The organism is Collimonas humicola, assembly GCF_018304945.1.
GTDB classification, from domain to species: Bacteria; Pseudomonadota; Gammaproteobacteria; order Burkholderiales; family Burkholderiaceae_D; genus Collimonas; species Collimonas humicola.
On record NZ_JAGQEE010000001.1, the window covers coordinates 1,021,878 to 1,035,067 of the forward strand.

Consider the following 13,190-nt stretch of genomic DNA (forward strand, 5'->3'; position numbering starts at 1 on the left):
GAATGCGAGGCCATGCCATGAAGCGCTCGCCATTCTCCAGCGACCAGATCGCTGCAGCCCTGAAGCAGGAGGAACTGGGCATGCCGTTGGCCGACGTCATCAAGCAAGCAGGAATCACGGAACGCACCTTCCTTAACTGGAAGCGGCAATACGGAGGCCTGCCTGACTATACGCAAGACCTGAAATGCCTGCAGGAAGAAAACGCCAAGCTGAAACAAATTGTGGCTGAACTGACGCTGGAAAACGCTCGCTTGCAAGATGTGCGAGAAGACAAGCGGAGCAAGCACGAGCAATATTCCCCATCCAGTTGAATCCCGCCTGGCAGGAGAATATGCCCGACTACAACGCCGACGCAGAGAACACAACAAACGAACCGGATTGCGACGCAAGTTTGTCGCAGTCACGGTCAGCATTTCGAAATCGGCCCTACTGATTTCGACTCCGTTGAACTGCTCATCACTGTTAATATCCTCCAGCGACGGCACTGCTACTACGCCGAGCTCAACGCCACGCGAAGCTCCAAATTTGCTGGCAAAGCCAACGCTTCCAACACGAAAAATTCCAACTTTCTCGTTTCAAAATTGTCTGCATCAAGCTCGGACACTAACCTAATTGGGTCCAATTCGTTTTCGTGCCGTCAGCGTACGTCGATGCAGTTCATTTGATGTCAGGGTTCATATGTCCGCATCTGACCGTTATTGGAATTCCCAGCACATCAAATAGTTTGGTCCAGTTACTTCATATCGATGCTCTCTGTTGGCAGACGCTAGCTGGGCTCTAGCTCGCCTTGCATTTAAGGGCACATTGGTCCGGCTTTTCTTAACGAGCGACTCAATCTCGTCCCAGCGCTCGCTGAGTCCCCCGTGTCCAGGATGCGAGTCAGTATCGGCTTCGCCTGATTCATATCTGGTATTCCACTCAACAAAAATGCACCATTGCTCGATTTCGAGTTCAAGTTCTTCGCGACTAATTGGCCACACTTCAAAGGTTGAAAGATACTCGTCCTCCCTTTCGTCAAACAGCGAATTGAATCGATGAGGGACGCCATGGATGTCGGCAAGACCCACTCGTGGTCCGTCGTACCATTCATTTTCGACATAAACTCTTTCGAACGAACCAAGTCCGGCCATATAAAAGCTTTCTAGTAGATGTTTCAGCGTCCGCTGCTGGCCGACGATTGCCGACCACAAAAAGTATGCGCTAATTAAATCGCCACATCTCCGCCTTCAGCCGTTCGACACGCGTTGAATTTAATTCTGCTTCACAAGCCTTTTGAATTACATCGTCAGCATTGCTTGTCGAGGCCAGTTCCTTTTGAAATTGGCATTGCGCCATTCTATATTGGCGGAACGACCTGACACTAGCATCGAAGCTCATTTTAGTGCGGGCATACGAGCTTTGCCAAGTGGGCGTAATATAAACCATCAGCCGAACGAGATGAGGCGGAAATGAAATTAGCACTTTGGAACGTTATCGCCTTCGCTTTAATTACCGTTGCGACCGTGGTTTCATATACCCAATATCAGTCCGGCATCCTCCATAATGAGGAAGGAATTCAGGCTCTTTGGAACAGCCCAGATTGAGGGCGGACTTCGCCTTCCTGAACGATTTTCGAAGGACCAAATTGCATTCACTCGGCAACAGCGTAAACAACTTTTTCCGCACACCGCTATACAGGGCATCCGCAGCGCCGTTCTGGAAGTCAGTTCGTCCGCATCCGTCAATCAGCAAGGCGTCACCGGTGAAGACGCGGTCATTAAAGAGATACGCAAAATGTCCATCGGTGTGCCCGGGTGTATGAAGTGGCTGTAACGTGATGCTGCCCACCTGGAACGGTTTGCCTTCTTCGATTCCAACATCAGTACACGGAAGGTGGTCGTAAGCCGGTGCGGCAATCTTGCTGCCAATCGCACTCTTCATTTCCAAGGCAGCCGTGATGTGGTCGGCATGGATATGAGTATCGACGGTGTAGGCTAGTGTGAGGCCTAGACGCTTCATTTCAGCCAAGTCACGCTCCATGGAGGCAATCACTGGGTCGATAAGGATAGCGTGGCCAGTTTCTTCGCATCCAATCAGATAGGTGTAAGTGCTGGACACCGGTTCGTATAGTTGCCGGAAAATCATGGTACCCCCTTACTGGTAAGTATCGACAAATTAACTATAGCTTTCGCAACTCAATATATAATATTATATATTATACTGTGATATAGTAATGCCTCGCACTAGACAGCAACCACCAAGATGAATGCACCCTATCAGATAAACCCCGCCGTGCTACAGGCCGCCGCCGGACGGGCATACGGCCTGCTGAAGACACTAGCCAATCCCGACCGTTTGCTTCTGCTCTGCCAGATGACGCAGGGCGAGTTTTGCGTAAGCGAGCTGGAAACGATGACGGGAATACGGCAACCGACCTTGTCCCAGCAACTAACCGTGTTACGCGAAGAGGAACTGGTCAACACCCGGCGTGAAGGCAAGCAGATTTTCTACAGCATCGCCAGCAAGGAAGCGATGGCGGTATTGGAAGTGCTGTATGCCCTGTATTGCCCCAAGGAAAAGGAGGCATGACATGATAATCAATTGGTCAAACTTTACTCCTTGGTTGTCGTTGGCCGGCGGCCTGTTGATTGGCCTTGCGACAGCAATATTTCTCTTATTTAACGGGCGTATTGCCGGCATCAGCGGCATTGTGGGGGGGGCTTTTACGCCCGGTCAGCGGTGATATCACCTGGCGGATTGCCTTCGTAATTGGCCTTATGGTTTCGCCACTCGTGTTCGGGATTGTATTGCCGCTCCCGAACGTGCAGATTGAGGCGGGAACGCTCACTTTAGTGATTGCCGGGCTGCTGGTTGGCATTGGTACGCGTTACGGCGCGGGCTGTACTAGTGGCCACGGCGTCTGCGGCTTGTCCCGTCGGTCACCTCGTTCTGCCGTCGCAACAATTGCTTTCATGTTTGCCGGCTTCGCGACCGTGTTCGTCGTTCGCCACGTTTTGAGTTGAGGAGTAGATGATGCGCCTTGTTATGGCACTTTTGTCCGGCTTGGTATTTGGTTTGGGACTGATTCTCTCGGGCATGACTGACCCGTCCAAAGTATTAGGCTTTCTCGACCTGGCTGGAAACTGGGACCCATCTTTAGCGTTCGTAATGGGTGGTGCGGTTCTGATTGGCTCGTTCGTCTTTCCCTTTGCGGCAAAACGACCGAAGGCTTTCTTAGGCGACGCCATGCGTTTGCCAACGGCCACGAAAATAGACCTGCGGCTGGCACTGGGTGGCGTGACCTTTGGTGTTGGCTGGGGCTTGGCAGGCTATTGCCCAGGGCCAGTCTTGGCCTTGCTTGCACAAGGTGATGCTAAACCATGGCTGTTCTTCCTTGCGATGCTGGCGGGTATGGCGATATTTGAGGTGCTGGAGCGAATGAACGGCACCCCGAAGCATAAAGCCATCTAAGACAGGTTGAGAATTTGCAATGGTTGATTTTAAGAACTTGGCTTGAACGTCAGCTTGTGGCCGTTTTGAGCCGGCCACAACAGGTCGATTTCGATCCAAAGGCGACATAGATATTTCTCGAAACCGACCGTTCAAATATACAAGAGGTGTTAGATACGCCTGGATAGGCGTAAGGCGAACGTACTCAGTAGGAAAATGTTTTGTAGTGAGCCCGTCGTTGCCGTAAATCGACTCTGAAAATTTAAAACTTAATCATCTGTTGCTTGCCGTTACGTTCAAGAATCAATGTCAGTGCGCCGGATGGTGTATATGAAAGTAGTTGGCGTAGATCGTCAATCTTCGCTGGAGTTATTTTTTGGCCGTTGACAGTTAATAGTACATCCCCATTCATCAGGCCGAATCGAGCGATATCCTCCGACTTGTTATAGAACACTTCAACGTGTTGTGCAAAATAGCGCACACTGATCTTACGCAATGACTCCTTATCATGGCGGGTGAAATTACTGGCGTTATAACAAAACAACATTTTGCTTGGAATAAATAGGTAATTATCAAATCTGGAAAGAAAATTCATGCCAATACCGTACATCCCTTGCTTGTTCTCGCCAACCTTCATACGCCCTACAGACATATCATTAAAATATAAGCCGTTAATGAAATAATCGTCTCCATCGTATAAGCCAGTGGCGGAAATTTGGCGGCCGCTCTTTATATCTGGCGTTACATTTTCTTGATCTTCGCCTTTAAGAAATTTCATAAATTCGTCGGACATATAACTGATATCCGCACCGGTATCTACGTTGAGAAAAATCGCGTGGGACTTATAGTCCATTTGCAGCTCAGGGGAGCTGCCATATTGGTCTCTGTAGGGAATGCACTGCTGGTAGCCGAGAGTGGAGGGGGCATGCCTCCAAACCGTCAATGAATTGCTACGGTTATCGACTGCCCAATTCAACTGGCGGAAAATTTCGGCACCAATAAGGCCATCTATCTTTACGCCAACGGCTTGACTGGGCGCATCCAAGTCCAGTCCCAACCAGGGATCGGATTCCGGGATCACATAGTCGCCTATCACAATTGGGCGAGGCTGCCAAAAAGTCAGTTCATTTTTTTGCAGACGACTATCGACGCTTTTTAGGCCTTTATTCACCATATCGTGGACCACAGCAGAAATCTGAGTTTCTGTTGCTTTTTGTGTGAGCGTTTTTGCCAGATGATTGTCAATCACCGTATAGCTGGCGCCTGTATCCAAGAGGAAATGGTATGTTTTATTCGAAATAGTTACCGGAATAATAATCGCATGTGTACTAATTTTTGACGTGAGTAATTGCGCTTCTTTCTGAGGATCAAGCCGTCCACAGCTCGCTACGAATAGCACTAGTCCTGTGCCGATCAATAAATAGAGAAGATGTTTAATGCGGATTTTCGCGAACAAAATATATGCCTTTATGGAATGCTGCGTCGTACGATTTCAGTCTTACTGCTCAAAGCTCATTGTTGATGCAGAGTTATCCTATATTGCAGCTCTGTGGCCGAACGTTTAGCGTTTCAAATGAGCGGACCACTTCATGGAAGAGCTAGGTGTCATTTATCGCCGAGCCGCCTAGAGACTACAAACACCTGACACGGCCGACCCACCTTAGTTGACCCTCACAATTTCTTTCAAAAAAATGCCCGCAACCTATCGGTTGCAGGCACATTAAAGTCCATTAGGGATTAGGAGACTTACTGTCATGAAGAATGACGGACCAAATATAAAGCAAAATCAATCCGATAGCATTAAGATAACATTAAGATGGCATTAAGGCAGGCCCGGGAGATGTCAGGTCAAGTTTGAACCAAAGCAAATAATGGATAGCTACCATCGTCCGTTGCCGCTTTCGCGCGGAGGAAATCGGCAATCATCGACCGGCGCTCTACAAACTGCTTTGCCTTGCGCGCGACCTCACAGGCGGCTTCCACTCCCCTCCCCAAAAAAAAGATGCGCGATGAATGAGCGGAGTTGGCCGACTACAACCAACTTGTCAGCTTCTCTACCAGATTACTTTCGACCGGCATTAGTTTTCACGTTCGTCAGAACGTTTGCGGTGAACGCTGCCAGGCCAATAGTGACGCTACCGGCAGAGATGGATACGATGGGAACTGCAGATGTATGACCGGTAAGCACCAAGCCGAGACCGAGCATGAAAAATGGCAGGCCGATGTTGTGCAACCAAAAATGAATTCGCGCGAGGAGCGTCAATGCCGCGGCCGGGTAAAGGTGATAAATCAAACCCGCAAGCGCGAGCGAAGCCCATCCTAGCAAAGCGAGATGCGCATGGACTGGAGCCAAAACAAAGTTGTCGGTCGCCCCCATAAAGCCACCAAATAGCGCACCGACGAATAGATAGATCACTGCGATCTTGAGAAATCGAATACCCATTGAATCCTCCTGTGAAAACAAAAAACTGATCGTTGACACTACCAGCGAAATCAATCAGTTGATCAGCGGCCAAGCTGCAGTGGCTGAGTGCAATCAACAGCTCAGCACAATGCGACGCGTCACCTTGGTTGACAATGCATTGATTTGGCGACAGCACCAACAGTTATCTACGCCTTAATTTCCGTTGCAATCGTCTCAGCCATAGGCGTTGTCGGTCGACCGATCAGTGCACTAAGCTGGCGCTTATCATCGAAAAGGCCACCTTGTGACGCGCCGCTGTCAGAATCTGCGAGCAGATCCGCGACTGGTTCGGGCAGACCAAAGCCCACGAGCGCCGATTTGTATTCCTCACGCGGCAGGTTCATGTAATTGACCGTCTTGCCGGACTGCCGCGAGATTTCGGCCGCGAACTCCGACAAGGTGTAGGCAGTATCCCCCGCCAGTTCGTAGACCCGTCCGGCTTGATCGGGAAGTGTCATCGCCAGAGCAGCCGCAGCGGCATAGTCAGCCCGCGAAGCCGAAGCAATTCCTCCGTCGCCGGCGCTACCCATCAGCGCACCGTGAGCCAGCACCGTTGGAATTGAGATGGTGTAGTTTTCGGTGTACCAACCATTGCGCAACACAACGAATGGGATGGCTGAAGCTTTAAGCATCGCCTCGGTTTGAACGTGGTCAGCCGCCAACCCCAAAGGAGTCGTGTTGGCGCGTAGAACGCTCGTGTATCCGATCAACTTGACTTCACAATCAATCGCCGCGTCAATTACGGCGCGATGGTGAGAGGCGCGCTGTCCGGGCTCGAGCTCGCTCGAAGATATAAGCAGTAGCTTATCCGCACCAGCAAACGCTACCCTAAGCGACGCCGGCTGTGTGTAATCAGCCTGACGGACTTGAACGCCGCGATTCGATAGGTCGGCCGCCTTCGCTGGATCGCGAACTACAGCGACGATGCTTGATGCGGGTTCCGAGCGTAAAAGGTTTTCAATTACCAGACGACCGAGCTGACCTGTGGCTCCTGTAACAACTATCATGACAAATTCCTTGGTTTGGTTGAGTAAGGCACTTACAATAAGGCATTACCTTACTTTCCATAAGTACGCACCGAAAGGTTAGTGTAGAGATGGCAACGCAAACCAAACTGATCGCACCCGACTCCTTTTCCGCACAAGTCCGACGCGAGGGGCTCCCATCAACTGAATGCCCGTGTCGTGAGATGCTTAAAGACGTCACCAGTCCTTGGGGCATATTGCTGCTTATTGTGCTGATGGGCGAAGTTCGACGTTTCAGCGAGCTGCGCAGAATGGTCGGAGGTGTGAGTGAAAAAATGTTATCGCAAACCTTGAAACGCCTGGAAGCACACGGGTTGGTTCATCGGAAGTCTTATGGGACCGTACCGCCCCACGTGGAATATTCCTTGACTCCACGAGGAAGAGTTCTGGGCGAGAGAGTTGAAGCATTGGCCGATTGTATCGATACCATGCTTCCCGACAGTTTAGATGCACGGCGCCCACCCTCTTCGCCAAAACCCGTCTAAGTAAATAACGGATAGCTGCCGTCGTCTGTTGCCGCCTTCGCACGGAAATCGGCAATCATCGAACGACGTTCTACAAACTGCTTGGCGTTGCACGCGGCGTCGCCGGCGGCATCCACGGCACTCTCCAGGATCGAACCCGCCAGGACATCGTTCTGGAATGCCTCGTTCTTGCGGCACACCCTATCGTACGCTTCCTGCAAGTGGCTGATTCGCAGGGTCAAGCTCTCCAGATGCGAACGCAATGGCGCCACCTCCCCCGCGTTCTTCAGCAGGACCGTGACCATCGCCGCAACGTTCTGCTCGACCGCTCCCTGCACCGACCGCAGCACTGCCACTTGCTCGGCTGTGCGCGGATCCCGCTCTGGTTCATTTGACAGCCCCAGGAGGTAATCGGCACTCACCCCATAGGCGATGGCCGCACGCACAATGAACTCTCGCGATACGCTGGCCTGACCGGCTTCAATCTTGGATAACTGCGACGAATTGCTATAGCCTAAAGTCTTCGCCGCTTCCCGCTGATCCAGATGGTTGAGTTTTCTGGCCAGAATGAGCCGGCGGCAAATCTCCTCGCCTCTATCGCCAACCTGGGCGCCTGCGCCAGCACGCCGATCCACTGACGCCGAAAACGCCGCAATGTCATTAACGTATCCCATCATGCCCCTCCATTTTCATTTCGCTTTTCCAAATCGTTCATACGCCCAGCTCCAGACACTGCGCAGTCACTACGGCGACTGCAGCGCTAAATACGTTGATAGGAATGTGACTGAGCATTTCATCCAGTCCGCCGGCGGCGCAACGCAGCGATGCAGCCTCATCAGCAGATAGGCCAACCTTGCCAACCCTATCGAAGCGATCGCAGATTTCCAGCATGGTGCTGTTAGCTCTCGCCAGCGACTCGCCGCGGGCGCCGGTATTCCCCATCGCCAGGAGCATCTTCGATAGCTGGTTGTACGCATCCGGACTTGGTTCGGCAATCAGCAGCTCGATTGCAAGTCGCAGCTCCAGCGCCAGGTCGTTGCGGGTGCATCGCATCATCGGAACGAATGCTCCTCTCGGCTTATATGCTTTGCGGGGTCTCTTAGTGCCAGCCATTACGAATTCCCCTCCACAGGGGTCGCGATAACGGTGGCAGACGCGCGCGCGGCGTAATGCTTGCTCGCGACTATCCGAACTACCTGCGAGTCATCACCCCAAACAATGTTGTTGCACGCGTCCTTGATACCCTTGACCACGTTGTCCAAGTCAGGCTTGCTAGTTGGTCGCAGCTCGCCGGCAATCGCCAGGGCACGCTTCCCCTTGGAATAACTGGCAGGGACCTGCATGTACAGGGCGACGTACAGCTCAACGGGTCCAGCCAACGGGCTGGCGCCACGCATCGCCGCCTTTGCCGCCCAGCTCACCCGCTGCTCGTAAGCTGCCGTCTTAGCCGGGGTGTATGCCTTGACGCCCTTCCCTACGCGAGCAAAGCGCGGGCGGCCTTTCGCCACCGGCTGGCCGTCCACGACGAAATTGATTACAGCCACAGGTGGACTTGATGCCCCCAACTCCAATTTGGCACCTTCAGTGCAAATCATCTAGCCGGCCTTTCTGTTTAATCAATGCCTTCAAATTCAATCCATTCGGCTTGGTGCCGCGCTCATCGTCGGTTTTTTTACGGACAGCCGCGATTCTGCTTGGCGGCGGAAGTGGCACCTGGCCGCCGTTATCGATCGTCGCCTGCACGCGCCCCTTGAAGGCCGGCATCGACTCTCCTGCCAGCGGCTTGAGTCCGAACTCAGCACCCTTGGCCATCACAGAATCATCAGTTGCCCACCACGCCCCTTGCCCTGCTGGCTTGCCCGCCACCAGTGGCTTCTCGTTGCGGCACCAGTTGCGCCAGGTCGCCGGCCAATCCGTCTTCTTGGCGGCCTTGCCGGCAACGGCTACCCAGTAGTCTCGGAATTTGTCAGCAACGCGACGAACATGTTCCGGCGTCCAGGTCGGCTGCTCTTCCAGCGCCCAATCCCCCAAAGCTTTCGACAAGGTCCAGTCTTTCGGCAAGCGCTTGCCGCGAGCGTCCTGACGATTCTCTGATGGTTCATGATGATTAGTGACGGTTATATGTGGGTGCAAAAGCTTTGCACCCTTTGCGTCGTCAGTTGCACCCTTTCTGCCTGGGGCTGCACCCTTTTGACCGTCAGTTGCACCCTTATTTTCTTGGGGTGCAATTTCTGCACCCTTTACAGAAATCTCTCCTATGGGAATTTTGGATAAGGGTGCAATATTTGCACCCTTCAGCCAATCAGTAGAAATACGATACTCGCGGCGGGCACCACGACCACCATTCCCAAAGTTGACCAGGATCAACCATCCGCTCTTCTCCATCGCCCGTAACTGGTATTGCACGGTACGTTCCGACTGGCGCGTTTTATAGGCCAATTGCTCAATGGACGGATAGATACTGGTCCCGTCATCATGGGCATGATCAGCTAGTGCAAGGGCCAGCAGCATCTCACCACCGCCGTTTTGATAGCGCTCAAACACCATCGACATAATACGAACACTCACTAAATTGCCTCCATCAGTCCCAGGCCGCGCAAAATCGCATTCGTCCGCGCGACGCCGTTATAAAATAAATCGATCATCACCTCGTAGCTCATGCCAACGGGGCGCTTTGCGCGGCCATCCAAGACGTCGTGACATCGACAGCAGCCATATGCCGCCTTCTCGTCTGGCGCCTTGATGCCATAGCCCTTCCCGTCCGCCAGAAAATTGGAATGACAGAGAACAGTCGTGTCGGTACGGTAGTTGCAAACGCCCGGAAATCGCAGCGTGCATTCCTTGTCGCGCGCGGAGGCGCGTATCTTGGTCAAAGGCTTGCGTCGAGCCTTGATAGGTTTCTTCGGCTTCGTGGATCGCTGAAAGGAGGAGCAAGACAGTACACCGGTCAGACCGCGCGACATGGCAGTACGACGCATTGGCTTTGCGGAGGGTTTCATAGGACTTCGCTTCATGCGAACATCCGCTGCTGCGACTCTTCGGCGGCAAGCGCTGCAACACACGCCGGATTCAGCCAAACGACCTCCGTACGAATGGCGGTTCCCCGATTTGCGCTAGCTCTCGCTGAAACGGAACGTTTGACCCAACCTGGCAACGCATCGTCATAAAGACGACTTGGATAGCCGTTGAGAACCACCATTCCCCGCACCTCAGATAGAAGCGCCAGCAATTCGATGTGATCATCATTGGTCATTTCGTGCCGGTAATAGCGTGTACTACCGTTCATCACGCGAGTATCGTGCAGGTATGGCGGATCCACATAAAACAGGGCATCCTCTTTATCCTGACTGCGAATCACGTCCAGCGCAGGACGATTTTCTAGCTGTACGCCTTTCAAGCGCTCAATGATCGGCGGTAGACACACCGGGTAGCGCTCCCAGTCCATCATCGCCGTACAATACTTCCGAGCGGTATCAATACGGAATCCAGAACTTCCCTTCGTGGCGCCAGCAGACCCAAAGCCCATTTGAGCGCGGATAACGGTGCGACGCGCTATCTCAACCGGATCTGCAGCAGGCTGCCAAGCCAGGTCGAACTCCGCACGCGCGTATGGCGTTAGGCATAAAAGCTTGACCAATTGGGCGCTTTGACCTGGGTTCTGCAACACCCTAAACAGATTGACGATTTCGCCATCCAAATCGTTGTAAACCTCGGCATAGCTGCGCTCCTTCTGCAGCAACACAGACGCAGCCCCACCGAAGGGCTCTATATACACGCGATGCGCAGGAAAAAAATTGATCAACCAAGGTGCCAAGCGGAATTTTCCGCCGTGGTATCGTAAAACAGGACGGGATGGTACTGTCATGCGCGCAACCTACACATCCTGCATAGATCGTCCCCGCGTGCGAACTGCCCCACACTCTTCCTCTTGCGGCATGCCCCTTTGCAGACTCGCTGGGCATGATTGAAAATAACCATCTTCGCCGTGCGTTCGGCATAGCGATCTGCCGCATGCCGTGGTTCACCTACAGACACAGGAATCATGTAGCCGCCATTTCACGTAGCTCCTTCTGGCGCGCGTGATACGCAACATGCCAACGCTCTGCTGCTTCAGAATTGAATGGATACCGGCAGACGCTCACCGGCCTGCCCTGCTCCGCCGCTTCATGCGCGTGCTGGATGATGCCGGCGATGGATATAATTGGTTCGCTCACGCTGCCACCTTCTCTTCCTCGCCGCGGCAGTAGATGCGGAAGGTCAGTGCAAGCAATTCCTGGGTATGCTTGTGGATTTCGTCACCAATGGCAGCCAAGTCAGCACGTTCCCGCTTGTCGATCTCTCCGTCTTCCGTTGCCTCGTTGAAGCGGCGTGACAACAGACCAATATGAGTGTGCAGCTTGTTGAACTTGCTCAGCAGTGCCTCATTGTCAATTTCACTTGACGCCGGCAACATCACAAACACACCACCGCTTGCAGTTGCGACCGCCTCCGCGAACAGCGTCGTTCCCGACAATGACTGCATCTGCAATGCAGTCTCAACCCATAGTGATTGGCCCTTCTTTTCGTATATACGGTTTTCCAACGCATCTCGCGAGTACCCAAGGGCGCCGCACATCGCATCCCATCCGCCCGAAAATGCCTTGATCATGCCTAAATACGACTGACGTAAATTCATCCCTACATTCCCTCTTTGTGGTGGTTATTATTTGGAGCAACTATGGCTATAGTTCTGCCATGAGAAATCAGTCACAAAATTCTGAGAACGCTGAAAATTTTCGTAGCTTGATTGCATGCCGGCCGGTAGCACTTCCCTGAAAGGAGTTACCGAATATGTCCGGCCGCAGATCAAAACGAGTTATTTCCATTTCAACAGCATTCTCGATTGGAATACAACGACCCGAAGGCGGCTTCCCTCTTGCAACCCATTGCTGAACAGCTTGAGGACTTACTCCAAGCATTCGCGCCAGTGACGTTTGGCCGCCCGCGATGTGGCAAGCCTTCTCAATTGAAGTTTTCATCGCATCATTTTAAAGTTTAACTTGTATTGATACAAGTATTTCTTTAGATGCTATTTACAAGGTACGCTTGTACACTTCTATCCATGGAATTCAAACATCGGCTCAAACAATTGTTGGATGCAAAAGACAGCGGAAATATGACTGCGCTGGCGACGCATTGTGGCGTCTCGCCACAAGCTGTCCAACAATGGGTAATGAAAGGTCTGATGCCGCGCAAGAAACGATTGGAGTCAATTGCTCAATATTTTGGCATTTCCGAATCTGATCTGATGTACGGAGGAGAAGCCCCCGCAAACTTAGGGACTTCCGTCGTGATCTCTCATCACGACCAAAAAGAAAAATCGAAGGAAATAGAAATTCGGCAATACAACACAGGTGGGGCGATGGGCCATGGCGTTTTATTGCGCGATCAGCCAGGGGTAATTCAAAGTTGGCACGTAAGTCCAGAATGGATTCAAAAGAACGTAAAGCAACACACAGGAGTAGATAATTTAGCCATCGTCACCGGATTTGGCGATTCCATGCGAGGCATGTTTAATCCAGGTGACCCACTTCTTGTGGATCGAGGTGTGCAAACCGTTGAGTTCGATTCTGTTTATTTTTTTAGAGTTGGTGACGAAGGTTTTATCAAGCGACTGCAACGAATACCGGGTGAAGGAATTATCGCTATATCAGAGAACAAAGCATACAAAGAATGGACCATCAAACCAGAAATGGATTTTGAGGTCCTAGCTCGAGTTCTTAAAGTTTGGTGCAGTACAGATTTCTAGAATCTCTCCTGCTGTAATCA

Annotated in this window: 19 protein-coding genes and 2 pseudogenes; 6 read left to right on the forward strand and 15 right to left on the reverse strand. The window is 52.1% G+C overall.

What is annotated here, in order from left to right; genetic code table 11:
* The first annotated feature begins 17 nt into the window (after positions 1–17).
* Positions 18–311 (forward strand): transposase, encoded by a 294-nt coding sequence (locus tag KHU30_RS04590; RefSeq protein WP_211441427.1) that lies wholly within the window; start codon positions 18–20, stop codon positions 309–311.
* A 108-nt stretch (positions 312–419) separates the two neighbouring features.
* On the opposite strand, the pseudogene KHU30_RS25665 reads toward KHU30_RS04590, so the two are convergent.
* From KHU30_RS25665 to KHU30_RS04605, 4 genes and pseudogenes are all read right to left on the reverse strand, one after another.
* A pseudogene (locus KHU30_RS25665) lies at positions 420–622 on the reverse strand (DUF6881 domain-containing protein); the annotation flags it as partial.
* A 73-nt stretch (positions 623–695) separates the two neighbouring features.
* Positions 696–1,190: a hypothetical protein gene (locus KHU30_RS04595; protein WP_211441428.1), complete on the reverse strand. Its 495-nt coding sequence runs from the start codon at positions 1,188–1,190 to the stop codon at positions 696–698.
* A gap of 10 nt (positions 1,191–1,200) precedes the next feature.
* A complete protein-coding gene (locus tag KHU30_RS25670; RefSeq protein WP_407928038.1) occupies positions 1,201–1,425 on the reverse strand; it encodes a lysozyme inhibitor LprI family protein in 225 nt (74 codons plus the stop codon).
* A 63-nt stretch (positions 1,426–1,488) separates the two neighbouring features.
* A complete protein-coding gene (locus KHU30_RS04605; RefSeq protein ID WP_211441430.1) occupies positions 1,489–2,124 on the reverse strand; it encodes an MBL fold metallo-hydrolase in 636 nt (211 codons plus the stop codon).
* Positions 2,125–2,241: 117 nt separating this feature from the next.
* Here KHU30_RS04605 and KHU30_RS04610 point away from each other — a divergent pair, with 117 nt between their 5' ends.
* The 3 genes and pseudogenes from KHU30_RS04610 (at position 2,242) to KHU30_RS04620 (ending at position 3,450) form a co-directional block, all read left to right on the forward strand.
* The gene (locus tag KHU30_RS04610) at positions 2,242–2,568 is read left to right on the forward strand and encodes an ArsR/SmtB family transcription factor (protein ID WP_211441431.1); all 327 of its coding nucleotides are present in this window, start codon (positions 2,242–2,244) and stop codon (positions 2,566–2,568) included.
* A gap of 1 nt (position 2,569) precedes the next feature.
* A pseudogene (locus KHU30_RS04615) lies at positions 2,570–3,002 on the forward strand (YeeE/YedE family protein).
* Positions 3,003–3,012: 10 nt separating this feature from the next.
* Positions 3,013–3,450 (forward strand): YeeE/YedE family protein, encoded by a 438-nt coding sequence (locus KHU30_RS04620; protein ID WP_211442206.1) that lies wholly within the window; start codon positions 3,013–3,015, stop codon positions 3,448–3,450.
* A 241-nt stretch (positions 3,451–3,691) separates the two neighbouring features.
* Here the strand turns inward: KHU30_RS04620 and KHU30_RS04625 are convergent, their stop codons facing one another.
* From KHU30_RS04625 to KHU30_RS04635, 3 genes are all read right to left on the reverse strand, one after another.
* Positions 3,692–4,885: an aspartyl protease family protein gene (locus KHU30_RS04625; protein WP_211441432.1), complete on the reverse strand. Its 1,194-nt coding sequence runs from the start codon at positions 4,883–4,885 to the stop codon at positions 3,692–3,694.
* A gap of 606 nt (positions 4,886–5,491) precedes the next feature.
* Complete coding sequence (locus KHU30_RS04630) at positions 5,492–5,872, reverse strand: hypothetical protein (protein ID WP_211441433.1); 381 nt, start codon at positions 5,870–5,872, stop codon at positions 5,492–5,494.
* A gap of 167 nt (positions 5,873–6,039) precedes the next feature.
* Positions 6,040–6,900, reverse strand: coding sequence for an SDR family oxidoreductase (locus KHU30_RS04635; RefSeq protein ID WP_211441434.1), 861 nt, complete (start codon positions 6,898–6,900; stop codon positions 6,040–6,042).
* Between the two features lie 182 nt (positions 6,901–7,082).
* On the opposite strand from KHU30_RS04635, the gene KHU30_RS04640 reads away from it, so the two are divergent.
* Positions 7,083–7,403 carry a winged helix-turn-helix transcriptional regulator gene (locus KHU30_RS04640; protein ID WP_407928020.1) on the forward strand — a complete coding sequence of 107 codons (321 nt, stop codon included), beginning with the start codon at positions 7,083–7,085 and terminating at the stop codon, positions 7,401–7,403.
* On the opposite strand, the gene KHU30_RS04645 is transcribed toward KHU30_RS04640, so the two are convergent.
* The 8 genes from KHU30_RS04645 to KHU30_RS04680 all read right to left on the reverse strand — a co-directional run bounded on the left by KHU30_RS04645 (position 7,400) and on the right by KHU30_RS04680 (position 12,400).
* Positions 7,400–8,059: a helix-turn-helix domain-containing protein gene (locus tag KHU30_RS04645; protein ID WP_211441436.1), complete on the reverse strand. Its 660-nt coding sequence runs from the start codon at positions 8,057–8,059 to the stop codon at positions 7,400–7,402. The two genes, KHU30_RS04640 and KHU30_RS04645, sit on opposite strands and share 4 nt — an antisense overlap.
* A 34-nt stretch (positions 8,060–8,093) precedes the next feature.
* Positions 8,094–8,438 (reverse strand): hypothetical protein, encoded by a 345-nt coding sequence (locus KHU30_RS04650; protein WP_211441437.1) that lies wholly within the window; start codon positions 8,436–8,438, stop codon positions 8,094–8,096.
* 56 nt (positions 8,439–8,494) lie between these two features.
* Positions 8,495–8,926, reverse strand: a complete 432-nt coding sequence (locus tag KHU30_RS04655; protein WP_329956631.1) for a RusA family crossover junction endodeoxyribonuclease — start codon at positions 8,924–8,926, stop codon at positions 8,495–8,497.
* 37 nt (positions 8,927–8,963) lie between these two features.
* A complete protein-coding gene (locus KHU30_RS04660; protein WP_211441439.1) occupies positions 8,964–9,950 on the reverse strand; it encodes a helix-turn-helix domain-containing protein in 987 nt (328 codons plus the stop codon).
* Entirely contained in the window at positions 9,950–10,381 is a 432-nt protein-coding gene (locus KHU30_RS04665; RefSeq protein ID WP_211441440.1) for a nuclease domain-containing protein, read from the reverse strand. Before KHU30_RS04665 ends, KHU30_RS04660 begins: the two co-directional genes overlap by 1 nt.
* An 11-nt stretch (positions 10,382–10,392) precedes the next feature.
* The gene (locus KHU30_RS04670; protein WP_211441441.1) at positions 10,393–11,247 is read right to left on the reverse strand and encodes a DNA adenine methylase; all 855 of its coding nucleotides are present in this window, start codon (positions 11,245–11,247) and stop codon (positions 10,393–10,395) included.
* Positions 11,248–11,592: 345 nt separating this feature from the next.
* Positions 11,593–12,057 (reverse strand): YmfL family putative regulatory protein, encoded by a 465-nt coding sequence (locus KHU30_RS04675; RefSeq protein WP_211441442.1) that lies wholly within the window; start codon positions 12,055–12,057, stop codon positions 11,593–11,595.
* Positions 12,058–12,124: 67 nt separating this feature from the next.
* Positions 12,125–12,400 carry a transcriptional regulator gene (locus KHU30_RS04680; RefSeq protein ID WP_211441443.1) on the reverse strand — a complete coding sequence of 92 codons (276 nt, stop codon included), beginning with the start codon at positions 12,398–12,400 and terminating at the stop codon, positions 12,125–12,127.
* An 83-nt stretch (positions 12,401–12,483) separates the two neighbouring features.
* Between KHU30_RS04680 and KHU30_RS04685 the strand changes: the two genes are divergently transcribed.
* Complete coding sequence (locus KHU30_RS04685; RefSeq protein WP_211441444.1) at positions 12,484–13,170, forward strand: LexA family transcriptional regulator; 687 nt, start codon at positions 12,484–12,486, stop codon at positions 13,168–13,170.
* Positions 13,171–13,190: the final 20 nt, after the last annotated feature.

Bases quoted from the DNA above. Each gene is read 5' to 3' on its own strand.
- KHU30_RS04640 (WP_407928020.1), top strand. From the start codon at position 7,083: ATGCTTAAAGACGTCACCAGTCCTTGGGGCATATTGCTGCTTATTGTG.
- KHU30_RS04635 (WP_211441434.1), bottom strand. From the start codon at position 6,900: ATGATAGTTGTTACAGGAGCCACAGGTCAGCTCGGTCGTCTGGTAATT.
- KHU30_RS04675 (WP_211441442.1), bottom strand. From the start codon at position 12,057: ATGAATTTACGTCAGTCGTATTTAGGCATGATCAAGGCATTTTCGGGC.
- KHU30_RS04665 (WP_211441440.1), bottom strand. From the start codon at position 10,381: ATGAAACCCTCCGCAAAGCCAATGCGTCGTACTGCCATGTCGCGCGGT.
- KHU30_RS04620 (WP_211442206.1), top strand. From the start codon at position 3,013: ATGCGCCTTGTTATGGCACTTTTGTCCGGCTTGGTATTTGGTTTGGGA.
- KHU30_RS04670 (WP_211441441.1), bottom strand. From the start codon at position 11,247: ATGACAGTACCATCCCGTCCTGTTTTACGATACCACGGCGGAAAATTC.
- KHU30_RS04610 (WP_211441431.1), top strand. From the start codon at position 2,242: ATGAATGCACCCTATCAGATAAACCCCGCCGTGCTACAGGCCGCCGCC.
- KHU30_RS04630 (WP_211441433.1), bottom strand. From the start codon at position 5,872: ATGGGTATTCGATTTCTCAAGATCGCAGTGATCTATCTATTCGTCGGT.
- KHU30_RS04590 (WP_211441427.1), top strand. From the start codon at position 18: ATGAAGCGCTCGCCATTCTCCAGCGACCAGATCGCTGCAGCCCTGAAG.
- KHU30_RS04680 (WP_211441443.1), bottom strand. From the start codon at position 12,400: ATGAAAACTTCAATTGAGAAGGCTTGCCACATCGCGGGCGGCCAAACG.
- KHU30_RS04645 (WP_211441436.1), bottom strand. From the start codon at position 8,059: ATGATGGGATACGTTAATGACATTGCGGCGTTTTCGGCGTCAGTGGAT.
- KHU30_RS04650 (WP_211441437.1), bottom strand. From the start codon at position 8,438: ATGATGCGATGCACCCGCAACGACCTGGCGCTGGAGCTGCGACTTGCA.
- KHU30_RS04685 (WP_211441444.1), top strand. From the start codon at position 12,484: ATGGAATTCAAACATCGGCTCAAACAATTGTTGGATGCAAAAGACAGC.
- KHU30_RS25670 (WP_407928038.1), bottom strand. From the start codon at position 1,425: ATGGTTTATATTACGCCCACTTGGCAAAGCTCGTATGCCCGCACTAAA.
- KHU30_RS04605 (WP_211441430.1), bottom strand. From the start codon at position 2,124: ATGATTTTCCGGCAACTATACGAACCGGTGTCCAGCACTTACACCTAT.